This window comes from Streptomyces sp. NPDC049887 (assembly GCF_040656535.1).
In the GTDB taxonomy this organism is placed as follows: domain Bacteria; phylum Actinomycetota; class Actinomycetes; order Streptomycetales; family Streptomycetaceae; genus Streptomyces.
This window is the reverse complement of the sequence record NZ_JBFAMM010000004.1, coordinates 13,191-31,065: the sequence shown is the minus strand read 5'-3', so window position 1 is coordinate 31,065 and position 17,875 is coordinate 13,191. Positions and strand designations below refer to the sequence as shown.

Here is a 17,875-nt window from a genome sequence, read left to right as displayed (position 1 = left end):
TCGGGATGCGCCGTCGGGTACGGGGCCGCCCTGGGCGGTACGGGTGCGTGGGAACGGTGGGCCGGGTGGCTCGGGGAGAGACGGCTGGGAGCACACATGCAGACACACAAGCTGAGGACCGCGGCCATGATCCTCGCCGCGATGCCGCTCGCAGTAGGCCTTGTACCGGCGACCGCCTCGGCGTCCACCTCCGTGGCGGCACAGCCCGGCGACCAGGTCGTGGTCGTGGACTGCTTCATGAAGGCGCAGGTGCGCCCGAGCGAGTTCCTGATCGCCTGCGGGGACGGCAACAGTGGGCTGACCGAGCTCAAGTGGTCGTCGTGGGGTCCGACGTCCGCCATGGCCACGGGGCTGAACGTGGTCAACGACTGCAAGCCCTACTGCGCCGCGGGCACCTTCCACTCGTACCCCGTGAACGTCAGGTTCGAGCGCCCGGAGGCATGGGAGAAGAACCCCGATCAGCAGCGGTACGGGCAGCTCCACCTCAGCTTCCCCGGCAGCCGGCCCGAGCACCTGCCGCCCGAGGTGACGTACAAGCTGTGGGACTGACGGCCGCCGGGGCCCGTTCCCTGCCGGCCTGACCGCCCGGTCGCATCCGTGCCGCCGTGCGCGACGCGTCGCCGCCTGGCGCGGCCCACCGGCTCGTACGATCCGGAGGCATGGTGCGAAAGCGCGTAGTGGTCTCCGGGGTCGTCCAGGGCGTCTTCTACCGGGACACGTGCAGGCGGGTCGCCGAGGAGCACGGGGTGTCCGGCTGGGTGCGGAACCTGGCCGACGGACGGGTCGAGGCCGTCTTCGAGGGCGGTCCCGACGCCGTCGAGACGCTCGTGCGGTGGGCACGGTCAGGGCCGCCGTCCGCCGATGTGCACTCGGTGGAGGTGAGCGACGAGGAACCCGAGGGGCTCGCGGGGTTCGAGGTACGTCACAGCTCCGGCGGTGGCGCCTGACCCTCCCGCCGGGGCCGCGCTGGTCCTACCCGGCGGGCGCCCGGTCCCCGGGGCTTGCCGGGGCCGGCGCGAGGCGGGTGGGTACCCCGCGGGCAGGTCATGCGCCGGTGGCCGGGGAGTGTCTCCCCGGCCACCGGCGCATGGTGTCGGCCCGCCGCCGGCCCGCGGGGCCGGTGCGGACCGCCCGCCGTCACATGCCGATGTTCGCCGGGCGGTGGGTGTGGCTCTCGACGTCGGCCGCCGCGCGGCCGACGAGTTCATGGGCCAGTTCGGAGCAGGCGCGGGCAGCCGCCAGTTCCTCGCCTATCTTCGCGTCCGGGCTGTCGCCCGGATTGCGTCGCGCTATGCCCTTGCCCTCGACACCGGGAGCGTTGGGACCGCTGAGAGAGGCCTTGCAGGCCGTCCGCGTCCCGTCCTCCTCGAACGACAAGTCGATGTTCCAGTGCTGCGTCGTCATGACGGGTCACCTTCGCCGTGCGGTTCCGTCGGCCCCGTCCACCGCGGGGCACTGTGCTGGTCAGGTGCGGGGGTGTGCCCGTTCCACCAGGTCCTTGAACTGGTGGAGGTCCGCCCGGACGGTTCTCTCGATCGCGGACGACTGGGCAAATCCCCGGGGCCCCCCGAACGCGTCGTGCGCCTCCGCGGGGTCGTACTCCATGCGTAGCTGCATCCTCGTGTGGGTCGCGTCGATCGGGAGGAGCGAGACGGAGCCGCTGAGGTGCGGGGTCTCCGTCGTCCTCCAGGTCATCGTCTGATTCGGACGGAGATCGTCCGTGGCGGCGTCGAGCCCGAAGGCCCGCCCCGCCGCGGTCTCCACATCCATGTGGACGCCGGAGGCTCCCTCGCGCCGGGCCTCCCGTACGCCTCCGACGAACCGCGGATAGTCCTCGACCTGGTGCAGGTGGTTCCAGACCACGTCACCGGGCGCCGTGATGTCGATCTGTTCTTCGAGAGTGGGCATGACGGTCTCCCTGCCTCTCCCTCCAGGGTGCGTTCCGCGGCGCCTCACCGCAACGGATCCGGCGGGGTGCGCGGGCGGCCGGGGGCGTCTCCCGCGCCGGCCCGTGGGCGGCCAACCGGCCGGTGGGCAACGGGGTCTTCGCCGCCGGCGGGCGGTACGTCCGGGCCGGACGGCCCCGGCCCCGGACCCGGCCCCGCGCGGGGCGTCGGAACCGCTCGACCACGGGCTGCCCGCAGCCCCTGGGGGACAGCCCTTGGCGTCGAGTGCCGATGGGCCGGACCGACCGGCCCGTCGGCGGCCGGAGGTGAGGGCGGACCCGGGGACCGGTCCACCGGCCGTGTCGGCCCGACCTGCAGTTCGGGGGGATCCGCGGAAGAGGGGCGGCACCCATGGCCAGGATTCCCGCAGCGGCAGTCGCGGCGAGCGCCCTCGTCGGCGGTCACGGACTGGCCGGGTGGACCGGGAAGCGGCCGCTCGGCGGGGTGGCGCCGGCGTCCTGGGCCGTCACCGGCCGGGCCCGCTGGACGCGTCCTTCGGGACAGGCCGCCCGAGACCGAGGACGGCCCGGGACACGGCCGAAAGCGGCCCCGAAGGACGTTGAACGGAGACGGCGGCGCATCCGTATTCAAGGGCAACTCCCCCATGGTGGCTGGGTGCGTAACCGGCGGAAAGGGTCCGGTTACGCACCCAGCGCTTCACCCGGCTCGCGGCTCTCCCCGCCGCAGGCCCGCCCGGCACCGGCCCAGCGCCGGCCGCCTGCCCGCCGCCCCCGGCCCGTCCGGCCGCGGCTCATCCACCGAGCGCGTGCGCCACCGTGTAGATCAGCAGGCCGGCGAGCGCACCGACGACCGTGCCGTTGATCCGGATGAACTGCAGATCACGACCGATGTGCGCCTCGATCTTGCGCGAGGTGTGCTCGGCGTCCCAACTCGCCACCGTGTCGCTGATCAGGGACGTGATCTCCTCGCGGTACGTCGTCACCACGTACACCGCGGTGTTCTCGATCCAGCCCTCCAGCTTGCGCTGAAGCCTGCCGTCGGTGGCCAGTCGTGCGCCCAGGGACATCAGGGAGGCACGGGCCCGCAGCCGCAGTTCGCTGCGGTCGTCCTCGGCCGCGGAGATGATCATGGCGCGCACGGACGACCATGCCGACGCGATGATGTCCTGCACCTCGGGACGGGAGAGCATGTCCGACTTCATGCGCTCCACCCGCGTGCGGGTGTCCGTGTCCGCCTGGAGGTCGGAGGCGAAGTCGGCGAGGAACCGGTCGATCGCGGCGCGCGCGGGGTGGTCGGGGGCGTCACGCATCTCGGTGACGAACCGGACCAGCTCCTTGTAGACCCGCTCTCCGACCTTCCGGTCGACGAAGCGCGGCGTCCAGCCCGGGGCTCCGCCCTGAACGGCGTCCATGACGGAATCGCCGTGGGTGACCAACCAGTTCAGGGCGCGGGCGCAGACCAGGTCCACGGCACGGTGGTGGGCACCATCGGCGACGATCTTGTCGAGGGTCTTGCCGATGCCCGGCGCGATCTCGACGGTCTCCGCACGGCGGGTGATGGCCTCGCCGACGACGGCCTGGACGTCGGAGTCCCGCAGGACGGCGAGGGCCCCGCGCAGGGCGGTGGACAGTTCGGCGGTGACGCGGTCGGCGTGTGCGGGCTCGGCGAGCCAGGCGCCGAGCCGGCCGCCGAGGGAGAGGCCGCGCAGTCTGGCCCGTACGACGTCCTCGGAGAGGAAGTTCTCCCCGACGAAGTTCCCGAGGGAGGCGCCGAGCTGGTCCTTCTTGTTGGGGATGATCGCGGTGTGCGGGATGGGGATGCCCAGGGGGTGCCGGAACAGTGCGGTGACGGCGAACCAGTCGGCCAGGGCGCCGACCATCCCTGCCTCGGCTGCGGCGGCCACATAGCCGGGCCAGCCCTCGATGCCGGAGTTCCTGGCCCAGGTGGCGAGCGTGAAGATCACCGCCACGAGGAGCAGCAGCCCCGTGGCCGTGGCCTTCATCCGGCGTACTCCGCGGCGTTTCTCCTCGTCTGCGGCGGTGTACGCGAAGGAGGCGAGCGGTGCCGGCCGCTGCTGACGGGCGCGCCCGGCCGCGGCCCCGGAGCGGCCGTGAGCGGGCGCGGCAACGTCCGGGCCGCCGCCCGGCGCGTCGTATCCCGGTCCGTCGCCGCTCTCGCCACGGGGCCGGGTCCTGGACCCGTCGCGGACCTCCTCGCCGGTCGCCGCGGGGCGGCGCACCGCACCGCCGACGTCGTCACGGCCGCTCCCGCCGCGCCCGTCGTCACCTGATCGGCCCAGCGGTCCCTCGCTTCCGGCGGCGCGGCCCCCGGAGCGGCCGTGAGCGGGCGCGGCAACGTCCGGGCCGCCGCCCGGCGAGGGCGGCGCGGGGGCGCCGGCTGCCGGGCCGTACCCGTCCGGGGCGGCCGCAGTGGGGCCCGGACGGCCGGCGGCCGGATCCTCGCGCTCAGGTCGTTCAGTTCGCTTCATCGACTCCACCCGTCCGCGTACGCGACGTTCCTACCCAACGGCCGTACGCCTTCTCCCTACCTGTGGTACTCCCGGGGCGCACTTCGAGTTCCCACGGCCATATCGGATGATGTGCTCATGAAAACCCAGCGGGCCGGGTACGGCCTGTTCGCCGCACTCGTCGCCCTGACCCTGCTGATCTCCGGCGCGATCATCACCGCCTTCTCCCTCGTCGGTCCGGACGACCGGCGGCGGGCCGCTCCCAGCACCGGAACCGGCGGCCGGCCCGGCAACGCGACGGCGCGGGCCGTGGGCACCGGCGGCTGGACCGGGACCTGGTCCGCCGCGCCCGGGGAGGCCGGAGTCGCCCCCGCCGGAGGGCACTCCGTAAGGAACGTCGTCCACACCAGCCTGGGCGGCAGCGAGGCCAGGATCACCCTGTCGAACCTCTACGGGACCGAGCCCCTGCACATAGGCCGCGCCTCCATCGCCGTCGCCGCCGGGGGCGCGGCCGCCGTCCCCGGCAGCCTGCGGCCGGTGCTCTTCGACGGGCGCCGGTCCGTCTCCGTGCCCCCGGGCGGGCATGTCGTCGGCGACCCGGCCCTCCTCAGCGTCCCCGAGGACGGGCATCTGCTCGTCACCCTCTTCCTCCCGGCGCCCGGCGGGGGCACGGTCACCCTGCACGCGCGGGCGCGCCAGACCTCGTACCTGGCCGAGGGCGACCGCACCCGCGACGCCGGCGCGGCGCGCTACACCCTGCGCACCTCCTCCTGGCACCACCTGACGGCCGTCGACGTCCGCAATCCGGCCGCGCGCGGCACGGTGGTCGCCCTCGGCGACTCGCTCACCGACGGAGCGGGCTCCACGCCCGACACCGACCGCCGCTGGACCGACCACCTGGCCGACCGGCTGCGCTCGGGCCGCTGGGGGTACGGCGTCGTCAACCAGGGCATCAGCGGCAACCGGCTCCTCCTGGACGGCATCGGCCCGAGCGGGCTGTCGCGTTTCGACCGCGACGTGCTCGGCCGACCGGGCGCCCGGGTCGTCGTGATCGCCCTGGGTGTCAACGACCTCCTCCGCCCGGCCGGCACGGCGGACCCCGCGGGGGTCACGGCCGGGCTGCGGAGCCTCGCGGACCGGGCACGGGCGCGCGGACTGCGGGTGGTCGGGGCGACGCTCATGCCGTTCGAGGGGCACCCCCGCTACAGCCCGGCGCTGGAGGCCGCCCGGCAGGAGATCAACGGGGCCGTGCGCGCGGGCACCGTCTTCGACGCCGTCGTCGACTTCGACCGCGCCCTGCGGGATCCGTACGCCCCGGAGCGGCTGCACCCGGCGTACGACTCCGGGGACCATCTGCACCCCAACGACGCGGGATACGCGCGGATGGCGCACAGCGTTGATCTCTCAGGGCTGACGGGCGAACGGTCGTCGGCCCGCCTCTGACGCGGGGGCGGGCGGCGCGGCAGGACCCGGACCGCCCGCGGGGGCCCGGCGGAGCCGCCTCGGCACGCCCTACGGGGTCCGGGCCCGGGCCGGCCTCCTGCCCCGTACGGGGTTGTCCGTGCCCGGGGCCCCGTCCGGCACGGCGCGAGGACGGTCGGGCGAGCGCCCAGCGCCGCCCCCGGCCGGTGCGCCCCACGGCGGTCCTTCCGCGCCGGTACGGGTACGGAGTGGGTCCTCTCGACGGGAGGGGGCGAACCGCCGCACCCGCCTCCGGCGGGCCGCCGGCCGCGGCCCCGGCTTGCGAGGGGACTCCGGCCGACGGCCGCGGCGTCAGAGGCCCAGGTCCTTGATGATCTTCGCGACGTGGCCGGTGGCCTTGACGTTGTACAGCGCCCGCTCGACCTTGCCGTCCTCGTCCACGACGACCGTCGATCGGATGACTCCCGTCACCGTCTTGCCGTAGAGCTTCTTCTCGCCGAACGCGCCGTACGCCTCCAGGACCGCCTTCGACGGGTCGCCGACGAGCGTGACCCCGAGCCCCTCCTTCTCCCGGAACTTCGCGAGCTTCTCCGGCTTGTCCGGGGAGACCCCGATCACGTCGTAGCCGGCCCCCGCCAGCAGGTCCAGGTTGTCGGTGAAGTCGCAGGCCTGCTTGGTGCAGCCCGGGGTCAGGGCCGCCGGGTAGAAGTACACGATGACCTTGCGGCCCTTGTGGTCGGCGAGCGAGACCTCGTTGCCGTCCGCGTCGGGCAGGGTGAAGTCCGGGGCGGTGTCGCCGGGCTGGAGTCGCTCGCTCATTCTCGGTTCTCCTCGGGGAAGTGGGCGTACGGCACCGAGCGTAATAGGGGTGCCGTTGGGTGCGGTCGGCGTCGAGCTGACAGACTGTCGAGGAAGGACTACCGGAAACGACGACGGAGGCGGCGCGGTGTCGGACGCCAGGACCCCTGCGCAGATCGAGGCGGACATCGTCCGCCGGCGCGAGCAGCTCGCCGAGACGCTCGACGAGATCGGGGTGCGGATGCACCCGAAGACGATCATCGGGGACGCGAAGGCCAAGGTCGCCTCGACCGTGGACCAGACCGCCGGGCGGGCGTTCGTGGCCGCGAATCGCGTGGTGATCGACGTGAAGAACCGGTTCGTGCACCCGGACGGCGCGCCCAGGCTGGAGCGCGCGGTGCCGGTGGCGCTGGCCGTCGTGGGCCTGGTCGGTCTGCTGGCGCTGGCCGCCAGGAAGCGGAAGGCGTGACCCCGTTCCACCCCGGAGGCGGCCCGACCGGCGTTCGGCAGGTAGGTTCGATGTCGTGAGCGACAACACCCTCGACAAGCACGACAAGCTGCCCATCAAGATGCTGCACGACCGGGTGCTGGTCCGGTCGGACGCCCCCGAGGGCGAGCGGCGGTCCGGCGGCGGCATCCTGATTCCGGCGACCGCGGCGGTCGGCCGGCGTCTGGCCTGGGCGGAAGTGGTGGCCGTCGGGCAGAACGTCCGTACGGTCGAGGCCGGCGACCGCGTGCTGTACGACCCGGAGGACCGTGCGGAGGTCGAGGTGCGCGGCGTGGCGTACGTACTGATGCGCGAGCGCGATCTGCACGCCGTCGCCGCGGACCGGTTCGAGGGCGCCGAGGACTCGACCGGGCTGTACCTGTAGCGGTCCGCCCCGCGGCGCCGCCCGGCCGGTGCCGGTGAGCACGGTCCGGCCCACTCCCGGACCGACCGCGCGCACTGGCCGCGCAGCGCCCTCAGGGCAGGGAAGAGGCCTGGTGACACCGTCACCGGGCCTTCCTCATGCCTTTGCTACGGTGGGTTCGACCCGACGAGACGCGCCGTACCGGGCAGGCAAAGACGACGCACCCCGCACGAAGTCCGCGTCTCGGAGGTGCCCGTGATGGCCTGGGTCCTGCTCGTTCTCGCCGGTCTGCTCGAGGTCGGCTGGTCGCTCGGCATGAAGTTCACGGAGGGTTTCACCCGGCTCTGGCCCAGCGTGTTCACCGCCGCCGGGATCGTCGCCAGCATGCTGCTGCTGTCCCACGCCGCCAGGACCCTGCCGATCGGCACCGCGTACGGCGTCTGGGTCGGCATCGGGGCGGCCGGTGCCGCGATCGTGGGGATGGCCGTCCTCGGTGAACCGGCGACGGCCGCCCGGATCTTCTTCGTCGTCCTGCTCCTCGTCGCCGTGGTCGGCCTGAAGGCGACCTCGGGCCACTGAACCCGCCCACCACGGCGGCGCCGCTCGATCACAGCCGGTCGGCCCCGGAGCGCGCCTCACAACCGGTCGGGGAGTACACCCCAGTCGTCCGTGCCGACCGTAGCCTGCGGGCCGCCGCCGTCGCCTCCGCCGCCGGTGGTGCCCCGGGTGACTCCGCCCTGTGCCCCGCCGAACTGGCCGGTGCCGCCGTTCGGGCCGCCGGTCGCCGGGCCGCCGGTGCCCCGGCCCGCCGTGGGCGGGCGGCCGCCCGTGGTTCCGCCCGCCGGCGGAGCGCCCCCGTCGCGCGGGATCCCGCCGTCCGCCGCACCGTCGGTGTCCGGCCAGTCCGCCGGTGGCGGCGCGCCGGTGGCGGACCGGCGACCGTCCGTGCGGTCCTCGTCCCCGACCGGCCCGAAGGGGTCGTCGCCGGGCAGGCCCGGCTCGTCGAACGGGTAGAACTCCTCCTCCTCGACGACCGTCAGGTCGAAGTCCTTGGCCTCGCGGCCTGCCAGCGCGGCCGCCGTGAACTCGCCCCAGATCGCCGCAGGCGCCCCGCCGCCGTTGATCCGCGGGAGGCCCAGCGCCCCGTAGAGCGACTTCTGGGCACCGGTGTCGGGATCCTGGCCCATGACGGCGACGACGGTCGCCAGATCGGGGGTGTAGCCGGCGAACCAGGCGGCCCTGTCGCCCTCCGCCGTACCCGTCTTGCCCGCCGCGGGCCGTCCGGAGGACTGCGCCGCCGTGCCCGACCCCTGCCGGACCACGCCCATCAGCACGGACGTCGTGGTGTCCGCCGCCTCGCGGCTGACGGCCTGTCCGACCGGCGCGCTCGGCAGGTCCAGTGCCGCTCCGTCCTTGGTGATGCGCTCGACCAGCGTGTACGTACCGTGCCGGCCGTGGTTGGCGAGCGTCGCGTACGCCTCGGCCATGTCCAGGACGCTCGCGGTGGCCACACCGAGCGCGATGGACGGCGTCGCGGTCAGGTCCGGAGTGCTCTCCGGGATGCCGAGGGCGATGGCGGTGTCCCGCACCCTGCGCGGTCCGACGTCCTGGGCGAGCTGCGCGTACACCGAGTTGACCGAGTGGTCCGTGGCCATCCGCAGGCTCAGCGGGCCGTAGGAGACGTTGTCCTCGTTCTCCGGCGCGTAGCCGGTCGGGCCGTGGCGGCCCTGCACCTGGCGCCGGTCCGTGCCGTCGTAGAGCGTGTCGGGGGTGATCCGCCGGCCGTCCTGGGTCATGGAGCCGTTCTCGACGGCCGCGGCGAGGACGAACGGCTTGAACGTCGAGCCGACCTGGTAGTCGCGGCGGGTGGCGTTGTTGACGTACTGCTTGGTGTAGTCGATGCCGCCGTACATGGCGACGACCTTGCCGCTCGCGGGGTCGATCGACGCCCCGCCCACGCGGACGTTGCGGTCGGCGGCACGGCCGGGATCGCGCCGGGACATCACGTGCCGGTCGACGGCGGCGACGAAGGCGTCCTGCTTCTTCCGCTCCAGGGTGGTGGTGATGCGGTAACCGCCGCGCGCCAGGGTCTTCTCGTCGACGATCCCGTTGCCGGTGATCCAGTCCTCGACGGCCTGGACGACGTAGCCTCGCTGTCCGGAGAGCCCCGTGGCGGGGCCCGCCGTCTGCGGCATCGGGAAGATCATGGTGGCCCGGTCGGAAAGGGGCAGCCACTTCTCCGTCACCATGCCGTCGAGCGTGTAGTTCCAGCGGGCCAGCGCCCGCGGCCGGTTCTCGGGATGAGCGGCCAGGTCGTACGCGCTGGGCGCGTTGAGCAGCGAGGCGAGGTAGGCGCCCTCGGCGGTGTCGACCGCACCGATGTCCTTGCCGTAGTAGGCGTGGGCGGCGGCCTGGATGCCGTACGCGTTGCGGCCGAAGTAGCTGGTGTTGAGGTAGCCCTCCAGGATGTCGGCCTTGCTCTCCTCCCGGTCGAGTTTGATCGCGATGAAGAACTCCTTCACCTTGCGGGTGACCGTCTGCTCCTGGCCCAGGTAGTAGTTCTTGACGTACTGCTGGGTGATGGTGGAGCCGGACTGCCTCCCCTTGCCGGTGACGGTGTTCCAGGCGGCACGGACCATCGCCTGGGGGTCGACGGCCCGTTCGGAGTAGAAGTCGCGGTCCTCGGCGGCGAGCACCGCGCGCTGGACGGAGAGGGGGATCTGGGAGAGCCGGACGCTCTGCCGGTTGACCTCGCCGTCGCGGGCGATCTGCGTGCCGTCCTTGTACAGGTACACATTCGACTGGGCCGTGGCCGTGGCGTTGGCCGGCGGGATACCGACCAGCAGGTAACCGGTGACGAAACCGCCGATGAGCAGGAGCGCGAACAGCAGGGACGCGCCGAGGACCGTCCGCCACGTGGGGACGGCACGCCAAAGGCCGGTACGCCGGCTGCGGGTACGGCCGCGGCCCCGACGGGCGTCGGCAGCCGGCCGCTCCGTGGGGTCCTGGCCGCCCTCGCGGTCCGCGACCACGTCCGGGCCCTCCCGGCCGGGCCCGCCGTCCCGTCCCTCCCCGCCCTCCCCGCCCTCCGCGTGCGACGGGCCGGGCACCGGGGGGCCGACGGCGGTCGGATCCCTCGGGTCCCGGCGCTGCTGTGGCTCGTGACTCATGTCCGTGGAGACTCCTCGGGCCCCGGCCCGGAGGAGCACCTCCAGGCCGGAAGCTGACATTTCGGGCGATTCGCTGTGTGCCCATACTGCACTTCCCACCCCCCTGACCCCCGGACCACCGCACGGAATACGGTCGCGGCGGCCGGTTCCTCCGGGCTAGGGTCATGCGCTTCGGCGCGTCCGAACCGGACGCGCAGTCCTTGCGACGATTCCCACCCAAGGAGGCTGTCCGGTGCGGCTCTACGCGGCCGTCGCGGCAGGTGGCTTCCGGCGCCATGCCACATACCGGGTGGCGACGGCGGCGGGCGTCTTCACCAACACCGTCTTCGGCTTCATCATGGCCCACACCTATATCGCCCTCTGGGACGAACGCCCGCAGCTCGGCGGCTACGACCTGTCCCAGGCCGTCACCTTCGTATGGCTCGGCCAGGCCCTCCTGATGACCAGCGCCATGATGGGCGGCGGCTTCGAGGACGAACTCATCGAACGCATCCGCACCGGCGACATCGCCATCGACCTCTACCGCCCCGCCGACCTCCAACTGTGGTGGCTCGCCGGAGACCTGGGCCGCGCGGCCTTCCACCTCCTCGGCCGAGGCGTCGTCCCCCTGCTGCTCGGCGCCCTCGCCTTCGACCTCGCACTGCCCGCGTCCCCGCTGCCCTGGCTGGCCTTCCTCACCGCCGTGCTCCTCGGCGTCGTCGTCAGCTTCGCCCTCCGCTACCTCGCCGCCCTGTCGGCGTTCTGGTTGATGGACGGCGCCGGCGTCCTCCAGGTCACCCGGCTGGCCGGCCTGTTCTTCTCCGGCATGCTGCTGCCGCTCACCCTCTTCCCCGGCGCCCTCGGCGAACTCGCCCGGCTCCTGCCCTGGTCCTCACTGCTCCAGATCCCCGCCGACGTACTCCTCGGCAAGCGCACGGGCTGGGGGCTCGTCCACGCCTACGCCTTCCAGCTGGGCTGGGCGGCCGCCCTCCTGGCCGCCGGCCGGCTCCTCCAGACGGCCGCCACGAGAAGGGTGGTCGTCCAGGGTGGCTGAGCGACCACGGACTTCCGACGGACGCCCAAAGCCCGTCCAACACCTGCGCACCCTGCGGTCCGGACTGCGCGCCTACGGACTCATCGCCGCCATGTGGATGCGCTCCACCATGACGTACCGCGCGTCCTTCGCCATGACCGCGCTCGCCAACCTCGCCGCCACCTCCTTCGACTTCGTCGTCATCCTGCTGATGTTCGCCCACGTCGACACCCTCGCCGGATATGGCCTGCCGGAGATCGCCCTCCTCTACGGATCGGCCGGAACCGCCTTCGGCCTCGCCGACCTCGCCATGGGCTCCATGGACCGGCTCGGACGACGCGTTCGCGACGGCACCCTCGACACCCTCCTCGTGCGCCCCGCCCCCGTGCTCGCCCAGGTCGCCGCCGACCGCTTCGCCCTCCGCCGCCTCGGCCGCATCACCCAGGGCCTGCTGGTCCTGGGCTACGCACTCCTCGCACTCGACATCGCCTGGACCCCACTCAAGGCCGCCATGGTGCCGATGATGCTGCTCAGCGGGGCGGCGATCTTCGCCGCCGTGTTCGTCGCCGGCGCCGCGTTCCAGTTCGTCGCCCAGGACGCCGCCGAAGTGCAGAACAGCTTCACCGTGCCGCGCGGCGAGATGGTCGGCTACATCGGCCCCAACGGCGCCGGGAAGTCCACCACCATCAAGATGCTGACGGGCATTCTGACCCCCAGCGGCGGACGGCTGCGCGTCGCCGGGATCGACCCGTCACGCGAACGCACCCGGCTCGCCCGGCGCATCGGCGTGGTCTTCGGGCAGCGCACGACACTCTGGTGGGACCTGCCGCTCATCGACTCGTACCGGCTGGTGCACCGCATGTACCGGATCCCGGACTCCCACTACCGGCGGAACCTGGAGCGCTGCGTCGAACTGCTGGACCTCGGCGCCCTGCTGGACGTACCCGTACGGCAGCTCTCCCTCGGTCAGCGCATGCGCGGCGACATCGCCGCGGCCCTGCTGCACGACCCCGAGGTGCTCTACCTCGACGAACCCACCATCGGCCTCGACGTCGTCTCCAAGGCCAAGGTCCGCGAGTTCCTGCGCGACCTCAACGCCGAACGCGCCACGACCGTCCTCCTCACCACCCACGACCTCACCGACATCGAGCAACTGTGCAAGCGCGTCATGGTCATCGACCACGGCCGGCTCGTCTACGACGGCACCCTCGCAGGACTCCACGAGGTCGCGCCGGGCGAACGCACCCTCGTCGTCGACCTCGAACGCCGGCTCCCGCCCATCGAGGTCGCTGGCGCGCGGCCGGTACGGGTCGAGGGCCCGCGCCAGTGGCTCGCCTTCCCCGCCTCGGCGTCGGCGGCACCGATCGTCGCCGCCCTCGCCGCCGACTACCCGCTGGTGGACCTGTCGGTGCGGGAGCCCGACATCGAGTCGGTGATCGCGAGGATGTACGCGGAGCGTTCGACGGCGCCCTGAGCGCCCCGATTGACTAGGCTGAACGCATGACGAGCGACCTTCCGGACATGCGGGCCTCCGACGCCGAGCGGGATCGGATCGCCGAACGGCTGCGGGACGCCGTCGCCGAGGGCCGCCTCGACATGGACGAATTCGAGGAGCGGCTCGACGCCGCCTACAAGGCACGTACGCGCGGGGAGCTGGAACCCCTCGTACGGGACCTCCCGGCCCCTGGCGGAGCCCCGGCACCCCTCGCCGCCCCGCCTGCCCCCGCAACCGGCACCGCGGACTACGCCCGGCGCACCGGCCACCCTCCCACCTCCAAGGGCGCGTTCGCGTTCTGGAGCGGCTTCGGCCGCAAGGGCACCTGGACCGTCGCGCGCAGGTTCACCGCCGTCGTCCTGCAAGGGGGCGGCGAGATCGACCTGCGGGACGCCGACTTCGAGGACCGGGACACCGTCATCCGCTGCTTCACCCTCATGGGCGGCATCCAGGTCACCGTGCCCCCGGACATGCACGTCGACGTCAGGGGCTTCGGCTTCATGGGCGGCTTCGGCGAGGCCGGCTCCGGCGGAGACCCGGACGACATCGCCCCCGGCTCACCCCGTGTGATCGTCACCGGTTTCGCCCTCATGGGTGGCGTCGGCGTCGAACGCAAGCTCCGCAGGGCCGACAAGCAGCGCCTGAAGGAGGCCCGCCGTCGGGAACGCCTGGACAAGCGCGAGGGCGGCGGGGCACGGGGCGAGCTGGAGTAGCCGTCCCTCCTCCGGGGGCGCCGGGCGGCACTGGGGGTGGGGGGACGGCCGCCTCCCAGCGGGGGCCGGCGCCTGCCTTCGGGGCACGGACCCTGCGTGACCGTTCGACGGCCGCTTCGTTACTCCGTGCGAGGAGACGAACACACGACCGGTACGGAGGGGGACGCAACGCATGCCGGTGAGCCCGTACACACGAGAACGCCTGTCGGAGGCGGCGAGCACCTCGCGGACGCTGTCGGAGGCCCTGGAGAAGCTGGGGGCGGGAGCGGCTTCGCGGTCCTACATCCGAGCCCGCATGAAGAAGCTGGGCGTGGACACCTCGCACTTCGAACGCGAGGGGACACGCTGGACGAGGGAGACCCTGGAGGCCGCCGTCGCGGCTTCCTCGAATCTGTGCGACGTGTTGCGTCATCTGGATGTCGACGTGGTGGGTGGTCAGCACACGCACATCGCTCGCCGCATTCGCGCACTTGGGATCGATATCTCGCACTTCACCGCACCGCCCCGCACGGAAAGGACCCGCCGCAACCACCGTCGGCTCACGGCCGAGGAAATCCTCGTCGAGAACCACACCGGGCACGGCGGGCGCACGCCCAACGACAGGCTGCGGAGGGCACTGCTGGAACGGGGGGCCTGCGAGCGTTGTGCGCTCTGCGGACTGGATCCGGTGTGGCGGGGCCGCCGACTCCCCCTCGAGATCGACCACATCGACGGAAACTGGCGCAACAACCGCGCCGAGAACCTCCGGTTCCTCTGTCCCAACTGCCACTCGACCACGGACACCTACCGTGGGCGTGCACGAGCTCGGCACCAGAAGGCGCCCTCGTGAACCGTGCGGGCCGTCACAGCGCCGGCCGGCCGGCCGCTGCCGAGCTGGTCGCGGCCGTCGCCGCGTCGGAGTCGCTGGCGGCCGTCCTCAGACGGCTGGGTCGCCCGGACAACGGCGGTCAGCGCCTTCTGTTGAAGCGCTGGATCGCCGAGGCCCGCCTCAACACCTGCCACTTCCTGGGCCAGTCCCACCAGAGGGGCAAGCCTGGCACCACACCTCCCCTGCGCGCCGTGGACGTGCTGGTGAAACACGACGGCAAGCGCCGCAGAAAGGCGGAGCACCTGCGTCGCGCCCTTGCCGAGATCGGGAGAGCCGTGGAGTGCGCCGAATGCGGAGTCGGTGCGGAATGGCTCGGCCGGCCCATGACCCTTGAGGTCGATCACATAAACGGGGACTGGAGTGACGACCGGGCCAGGAATCTCCGGCTCCTCTGCCCCAATTGCCACGCTGTCACCCGCACCTGGTGCAGAGGAGGCCGCCGCCGCTCCGAAGCCTGAGGTCACCCGCGCCACGCATACGGCCGGACCGCTACGATGAGCTGGCGCGAGCGGTCGTTGCTGAATTGGCATAAGCGGGTGTTTTAGGGGCACCTGGGAGCAATCCCATGTGGGTTCGAGTCCCACCGGCCGCACATCTCCACAGTCGAAGGCCAGGCTCAGCCGCTGGTGGGCCCGGCCTTCGACTACCACCTCAGCCCAGCAGCTCCCGCACCACCGGAACCAGCGCCCGGAACGCCTTCCCACGGTGGCTGATCGCGTTCTTCTCCTCCGGGCTCAGCTGCGCGCACGTCCGCGTCTCGCCGTCCGGCTGGAGGACCGGGTCGTAGCCGAAGCCGTTCGTGCCGGCCGGGGCGTGGCGCAGGGTGCCGCGCAGGCGGCCCTCGACCACGCGTTCCGTGCCGTCGGGGAGGGCGAGGGCGGCCGCGCAGGCGAAGTGGGCGGCGCGGTGCTCCTCGGTGATGTCGGAGAGCTGCGCGAGCAGCAGTTCGAGGTTGGCCGTGTCGTCGCCGTGTGTGCCGGACCAGCGGGCGGAGAAGATGCCCGGGGCGCCGCCGAGGACGTCGACGCAGAGGCCGGAGTCGTCGGCGACGGCGGGAAGGCCGGTGGCCTGGGCCAGGGCGTGTGCCTTGAGCAGGGCGTTCTCGGCGAAGGTGACGCCGGTTTCCTTGACGTCGGGGAGATCGGGGTAGGCGTCGGCGCCGACGAGTTCGTGGATGAGTCCGGCGTCGGCGAGGATCGCACGGAGCTCGGTGATCTTTCCGGGGTTGCGGGTGGCGAGGATCAGGCGGGTCATGCGCCCAGTATCTCCGCGTCGGTGGCGGCGCGGGCGCCGCGGGTGGGGTGCACGGCGCCCGGCGGGCCGGGGTTCAGGAGGTGCAGACCTTGCCGAGTTCGGCGGCGGCGTCGGTGACCGGGGTGATGTCCGGGGTGGCGTCGCCGTTCTCCACGGACGTGCGGACGTTCTCGACTCCCTTGGAGAGGTCGTCGACGGCCTTGGAGAGGTCGGCGTTGTCGGTGGTGTCCTTGAGGTTGCCGAGTTCCCTGTCGATGTCGTTGAGGGCTTCGGTCAGCTGTGTCGGGTCCTCTGAGGCGGTGGAGACGGCCCGGGAGAGCCCGTCGACGCTGGTGGCTATGGCGTCGGCGGTCTTGACGCAGTCGAGAGCCTTGTCGACGGCACCGCAGCCGACGACTCCGGTGAGCGCGACGACGGTGACGGCGACGAGTGCGATACGGCGGCTGCGCATGGTGCAGTCCCTCCCCTGGTTCTCGGACGGGCGTACGGTTCGGCCCGTACGCCCGTACCTGCTGTGACGCCGGTGGTGGCGTTCTTGGTTGCTTCTTTGCTCTCCGGAGGGCGGCCCTGCCCGGGGCACCGGCCGAGGAGCGGCTCGGGTGCCGGGCCGGGGGCGAGTCGGGGGGCGAGTCGGGGGGCGGGCGGGGGACGCCCGGGGTCCTTCCGGACGACGCCTCGGGTCACCGGGGCGGGGGCGTGGGGTCGCTCGCTCGGAGCCGTGCTCACTCGCCGATCGCGGTGGCGAGGGCGGCGGTCTGGAGCGCGGCGAGGTCGGCGCAGCCGCCGGTGGCGAGGTCGAGGAGCGCGTTGAGCTCCTTCCGGTCGAACGGCTCGGCCTCGGCGGTGCCCTGGACCTCGACGAAGCGGCCGTCGCCGGTGCAGACGACGTTCATGTCGGTCTCGGCGCGGACGTCCTCCTCGTAGCAGAGGTCAAGCAGGGGCGTGCCGTCGACGATGCCGACGGAGACGGCGGCGACGGTTCCGGTGAGGGGTTTGCGACCGGCCTTGACGAGCTTGTTCGCCTGGGCCCAGGAGACGGCGTCGGCGAGGGCGACGTAGGCGCCGGTGATGGCGGCGGTGCGGGTGCCGCCGTCGGCCTGGAGGACGTCGCAGTCGAGGACGATGGTGTTCTCGCCGAGGGCCTTGTAGTCGATGACGGCGCGCAGGGAGCGGCCGATGAGGCGGGAGATCTCGTGGGTGCGGCCGCCGATCTTGCCGCGGACGGACTCGCGGTCGCCGCGGGTGTTGGTGGAGCGCGGCAGCATGGAGTACTCGGCGGTGACCCAGCCTTCGCCGCTGCCCTTGCGCCAGCGGGGGACGCCTTCGGTGACGGAGGCGGTGCAGAAGACCTTGGTGTCGCCGAAGCCGATGAGGACGGAGCCCTCGGCGTGCTTGCTCCATCCGCGTTCGATGGTGACGGGGCGGAGCTGTTCGGGGGTGCGGCCGTCGATTCGAGACATGTGGTGAGCCTATCCGTACGCGCGTGAGGGGCCCGTTCCCGGTGGGGAACGGGCCCCTCACGGGTGAGACCCCGTCGGGGTCGGACCGGCCCGGACCGGTGTGGAGTCGGGGTGGACCGGAGTGCGCCGTCAACGGTGCGGTCGCGCGCGGACGAGTGGGGAGGCGGCTCGCGCGGCGGTCACATCATGTCTTCGATGTCCGCGGCGATGGGGTCGGCGTCGGTGCCGATGACGACCTGGATGGCGGTGCCCATCTTGACGACGCCGTGGGCGCCGGCGGCCTTCAGCGCGGCCTCGTCGACCTTGCCCGGGTCCACGACCTCGGTACGGAGGCGGGTGATGCAGCCTTCGACCTCTTCGATGTTGTCGATACCGCCGAGCCCGGCGACGATCTTCTCAGCCTTGCTGGCCATGTCTTTCTCCCTGCGTTCGAGAGGCCCGTTCGGGGCGCTCGGAGC

19 protein-coding genes, 1 tRNA gene, 2 pseudogenes and 1 riboswitch are annotated in these 17,875 nt (G+C 72.7%); of the genes and pseudogenes, 13 read left to right on the top strand and 9 right to left on the bottom strand.

What is annotated here, in order from left to right; translation table 11 throughout:
• The first annotated feature begins 96 nt into the window (after positions 1–96).
• Together AB0J10_RS06235 and AB0J10_RS06230 are read left to right on the top strand one after the other, a co-directional pair.
• On the top strand, positions 97–549 hold the full coding sequence (locus AB0J10_RS06235) for a hypothetical protein (RefSeq protein WP_363058362.1): 453 nt from the start codon (positions 97–99) through the stop codon (positions 547–549).
• A 110-nt stretch (positions 550–659) separates the two neighbouring features.
• Positions 660–947, top strand: coding sequence for an acylphosphatase (locus AB0J10_RS06230; protein WP_363058360.1), 288 nt, complete (start codon positions 660–662; stop codon positions 945–947).
• Positions 948–1,137: 190 nt separating this feature from the next.
• Here the strand turns inward: AB0J10_RS06230 and AB0J10_RS06225 are convergent, their stop codons facing one another.
• The 3 genes from AB0J10_RS06225 to AB0J10_RS06215 all read right to left on the bottom strand — a co-directional run bounded on the left by AB0J10_RS06225 (position 1,138) and on the right by AB0J10_RS06215 (position 4,404).
• Entirely contained in the window at positions 1,138–1,404 is a 267-nt protein-coding gene (locus AB0J10_RS06225) for a DUF1876 domain-containing protein (protein ID WP_283301333.1), read from the bottom strand.
• A 60-nt stretch (positions 1,405–1,464) separates the two neighbouring features.
• On the bottom strand, positions 1,465–1,908 hold the full coding sequence (locus AB0J10_RS06220; RefSeq protein WP_363058358.1) for an SRPBCC family protein: 444 nt from the start codon (positions 1,906–1,908) through the stop codon (positions 1,465–1,467).
• Positions 1,909–2,697: 789 nt separating this feature from the next.
• Positions 2,698–4,404, bottom strand: a complete 1,707-nt coding sequence (locus AB0J10_RS06215) for a DUF445 domain-containing protein (RefSeq protein ID WP_363058356.1) — start codon at positions 4,402–4,404, stop codon at positions 2,698–2,700.
• Between the two features lie 108 nt (positions 4,405–4,512).
• On the opposite strand from AB0J10_RS06215, the gene AB0J10_RS06210 reads away from it, so the two are divergent.
• Positions 4,513–5,817, top strand: coding sequence for an SGNH/GDSL hydrolase family protein (locus AB0J10_RS06210; RefSeq protein ID WP_363058354.1), 1,305 nt, complete (start codon positions 4,513–4,515; stop codon positions 5,815–5,817).
• A 330-nt stretch (positions 5,818–6,147) separates the two neighbouring features.
• Here AB0J10_RS06210 and bcp read toward each other — a convergent pair whose 3' ends face one another.
• Complete coding sequence (gene bcp / locus AB0J10_RS06205; protein WP_363058352.1) at positions 6,148–6,615, bottom strand: thioredoxin-dependent thiol peroxidase; 468 nt, start codon at positions 6,613–6,615, stop codon at positions 6,148–6,150.
• A 127-nt stretch (positions 6,616–6,742) separates the two neighbouring features.
• Between bcp and AB0J10_RS06200 the strand changes: the two genes are divergently transcribed.
• From AB0J10_RS06200 to AB0J10_RS06190, 3 genes are all read left to right on the top strand, one after another.
• Positions 6,743–7,063 (top strand): DUF3618 domain-containing protein, encoded by a 321-nt coding sequence (locus tag AB0J10_RS06200; protein WP_138055004.1) that lies wholly within the window; start codon positions 6,743–6,745, stop codon positions 7,061–7,063.
• A 55-nt stretch (positions 7,064–7,118) separates the two neighbouring features.
• Positions 7,119–7,466 carry a co-chaperone GroES gene (locus AB0J10_RS06195; protein WP_017948036.1) on the top strand — a complete coding sequence of 116 codons (348 nt, stop codon included), beginning with the start codon at positions 7,119–7,121 and terminating at the stop codon, positions 7,464–7,466.
• Between the two features lie 134 nt (positions 7,467–7,600).
• A riboswitch (guanidine-III (ykkC-III) riboswitch) is annotated at positions 7,601–7,670 on the top strand.
• A gap of 33 nt (positions 7,671–7,703) precedes the next feature.
• Positions 7,704–8,024, top strand: a complete 321-nt coding sequence (locus tag AB0J10_RS06190) for a multidrug efflux SMR transporter (RefSeq protein WP_363058349.1) — start codon at positions 7,704–7,706, stop codon at positions 8,022–8,024.
• Between the two features lie 56 nt (positions 8,025–8,080).
• Here the strand turns inward: AB0J10_RS06190 and AB0J10_RS06185 are convergent, their stop codons facing one another.
• Positions 8,081–10,615, bottom strand: coding sequence for a transglycosylase domain-containing protein (locus AB0J10_RS06185; RefSeq protein ID WP_363058347.1), 2,535 nt, complete (start codon positions 10,613–10,615; stop codon positions 8,081–8,083).
• Positions 10,616–10,847: 232 nt separating this feature from the next.
• Between AB0J10_RS06185 and AB0J10_RS06180 the strand changes: the two genes are divergently transcribed.
• The 7 genes and pseudogenes from AB0J10_RS06180 to AB0J10_RS06150 all read left to right on the top strand — a co-directional run bounded on the left by AB0J10_RS06180 (position 10,848) and on the right by AB0J10_RS06150 (position 15,295).
• Positions 10,848–11,648: an ABC-2 family transporter protein gene (locus AB0J10_RS06180; protein WP_363058345.1), complete on the top strand. Its 801-nt coding sequence runs from the start codon at positions 10,848–10,850 to the stop codon at positions 11,646–11,648.
• Between the two features lie 91 nt (positions 11,649–11,739).
• Positions 11,740–12,177 (top strand): annotated as a pseudogene (locus AB0J10_RS06175) (ABC-2 family transporter protein); the annotation flags it as partial.
• A gap of 66 nt (positions 12,178–12,243) precedes the next feature.
• A pseudogene (locus tag AB0J10_RS06170) lies at positions 12,244–13,101 on the top strand (ATP-binding cassette domain-containing protein); the annotation flags it as partial.
• Between the two features lie 26 nt (positions 13,102–13,127).
• Positions 13,128–13,835, top strand: coding sequence for a DUF1707 domain-containing protein (locus AB0J10_RS06165; protein ID WP_363058343.1), 708 nt, complete (start codon positions 13,128–13,130; stop codon positions 13,833–13,835).
• Between the two features lie 172 nt (positions 13,836–14,007).
• On the top strand, positions 14,008–14,664 hold the full coding sequence (locus AB0J10_RS06160; protein WP_363058341.1) for an HNH endonuclease signature motif containing protein: 657 nt from the start codon (positions 14,008–14,010) through the stop codon (positions 14,662–14,664).
• Entirely contained in the window at positions 14,661–15,161 is a 501-nt protein-coding gene (locus tag AB0J10_RS06155) for an HNH endonuclease (RefSeq protein ID WP_363058339.1), read from the top strand. The genes AB0J10_RS06160 and AB0J10_RS06155 overlap by 4 nt, the downstream gene beginning before the upstream one ends.
• Before the next feature lie 50 nt (positions 15,162–15,211).
• A tRNA-Leu gene (locus AB0J10_RS06150) sits at positions 15,212–15,295 on the top strand.
• Between the two features lie 59 nt (positions 15,296–15,354).
• On the opposite strand, the gene rdgB is transcribed toward AB0J10_RS06150, so the two are convergent.
• From rdgB to AB0J10_RS06130, 4 genes are all read right to left on the bottom strand, one after another.
• On the bottom strand, positions 15,355–15,957 hold the full coding sequence (gene rdgB / locus AB0J10_RS06145) for an RdgB/HAM1 family non-canonical purine NTP pyrophosphatase (RefSeq protein WP_363058337.1): 603 nt from the start codon (positions 15,955–15,957) through the stop codon (positions 15,355–15,357).
• A gap of 73 nt (positions 15,958–16,030) precedes the next feature.
• On the bottom strand, positions 16,031–16,408 hold the full coding sequence (locus AB0J10_RS06140) for a hypothetical protein (protein WP_363058335.1): 378 nt from the start codon (positions 16,406–16,408) through the stop codon (positions 16,031–16,033).
• Between the two features lie 271 nt (positions 16,409–16,679).
• On the bottom strand, positions 16,680–17,417 hold the full coding sequence (rph, locus tag AB0J10_RS06135; protein ID WP_363058333.1) for a ribonuclease PH: 738 nt from the start codon (positions 17,415–17,417) through the stop codon (positions 16,680–16,682).
• Positions 17,418–17,596: 179 nt separating this feature from the next.
• Positions 17,597–17,830: a PTS glucose/sucrose transporter subunit IIB gene (locus tag AB0J10_RS06130; protein WP_123187908.1), complete on the bottom strand. Its 234-nt coding sequence runs from the start codon at positions 17,828–17,830 to the stop codon at positions 17,597–17,599.
• Between the last annotated feature and the right edge of the window lie 45 nt (positions 17,831–17,875).

Excerpts from the sequence above, each read along its gene's own strand:
- AB0J10_RS06210 (WP_363058354.1), top strand. The coding sequence starts at position 4,513 with ATGAAAACCCAGCGGGCCGGGTACGGCCTGTTCGCCGCACTCGTCGCC.
- bcp (WP_363058352.1), bottom strand. The coding sequence starts at position 6,615 with ATGAGCGAGCGACTCCAGCCCGGCGACACCGCCCCGGACTTCACCCTG.
- AB0J10_RS06230 (WP_363058360.1), top strand. The coding sequence starts at position 660 with ATGGTGCGAAAGCGCGTAGTGGTCTCCGGGGTCGTCCAGGGCGTCTTC.
- AB0J10_RS06225 (WP_283301333.1), bottom strand. The coding sequence starts at position 1,404 with ATGACGACGCAGCACTGGAACATCGACTTGTCGTTCGAGGAGGACGGG.
- AB0J10_RS06165 (WP_363058343.1), top strand. The coding sequence starts at position 13,128 with ATGACGAGCGACCTTCCGGACATGCGGGCCTCCGACGCCGAGCGGGAT.
- AB0J10_RS06130 (WP_123187908.1), bottom strand. The coding sequence starts at position 17,830 with ATGGCCAGCAAGGCTGAGAAGATCGTCGCCGGGCTCGGCGGTATCGAC.
- rph (WP_363058333.1), bottom strand. The coding sequence starts at position 17,417 with ATGTCTCGAATCGACGGCCGCACCCCCGAACAGCTCCGCCCCGTCACC.
- AB0J10_RS06235 (WP_363058362.1), top strand. The coding sequence starts at position 97 with ATGCAGACACACAAGCTGAGGACCGCGGCCATGATCCTCGCCGCGATG.
- AB0J10_RS06220 (WP_363058358.1), bottom strand. The coding sequence starts at position 1,908 with ATGCCCACTCTCGAAGAACAGATCGACATCACGGCGCCCGGTGACGTG.
- AB0J10_RS06190 (WP_363058349.1), top strand. The coding sequence starts at position 7,704 with ATGGCCTGGGTCCTGCTCGTTCTCGCCGGTCTGCTCGAGGTCGGCTGG.
- AB0J10_RS06185 (WP_363058347.1), bottom strand. The coding sequence starts at position 10,615 with ATGAGTCACGAGCCACAGCAGCGCCGGGACCCGAGGGATCCGACCGCC.
- rdgB (WP_363058337.1), bottom strand. The coding sequence starts at position 15,957 with ATGACCCGCCTGATCCTCGCCACCCGCAACCCCGGAAAGATCACCGAG.
- AB0J10_RS06160 (WP_363058341.1), top strand. The coding sequence starts at position 14,008 with ATGCCGGTGAGCCCGTACACACGAGAACGCCTGTCGGAGGCGGCGAGC.
- AB0J10_RS06140 (WP_363058335.1), bottom strand. The coding sequence starts at position 16,408 with ATGCGCAGCCGCCGTATCGCACTCGTCGCCGTCACCGTCGTCGCGCTC.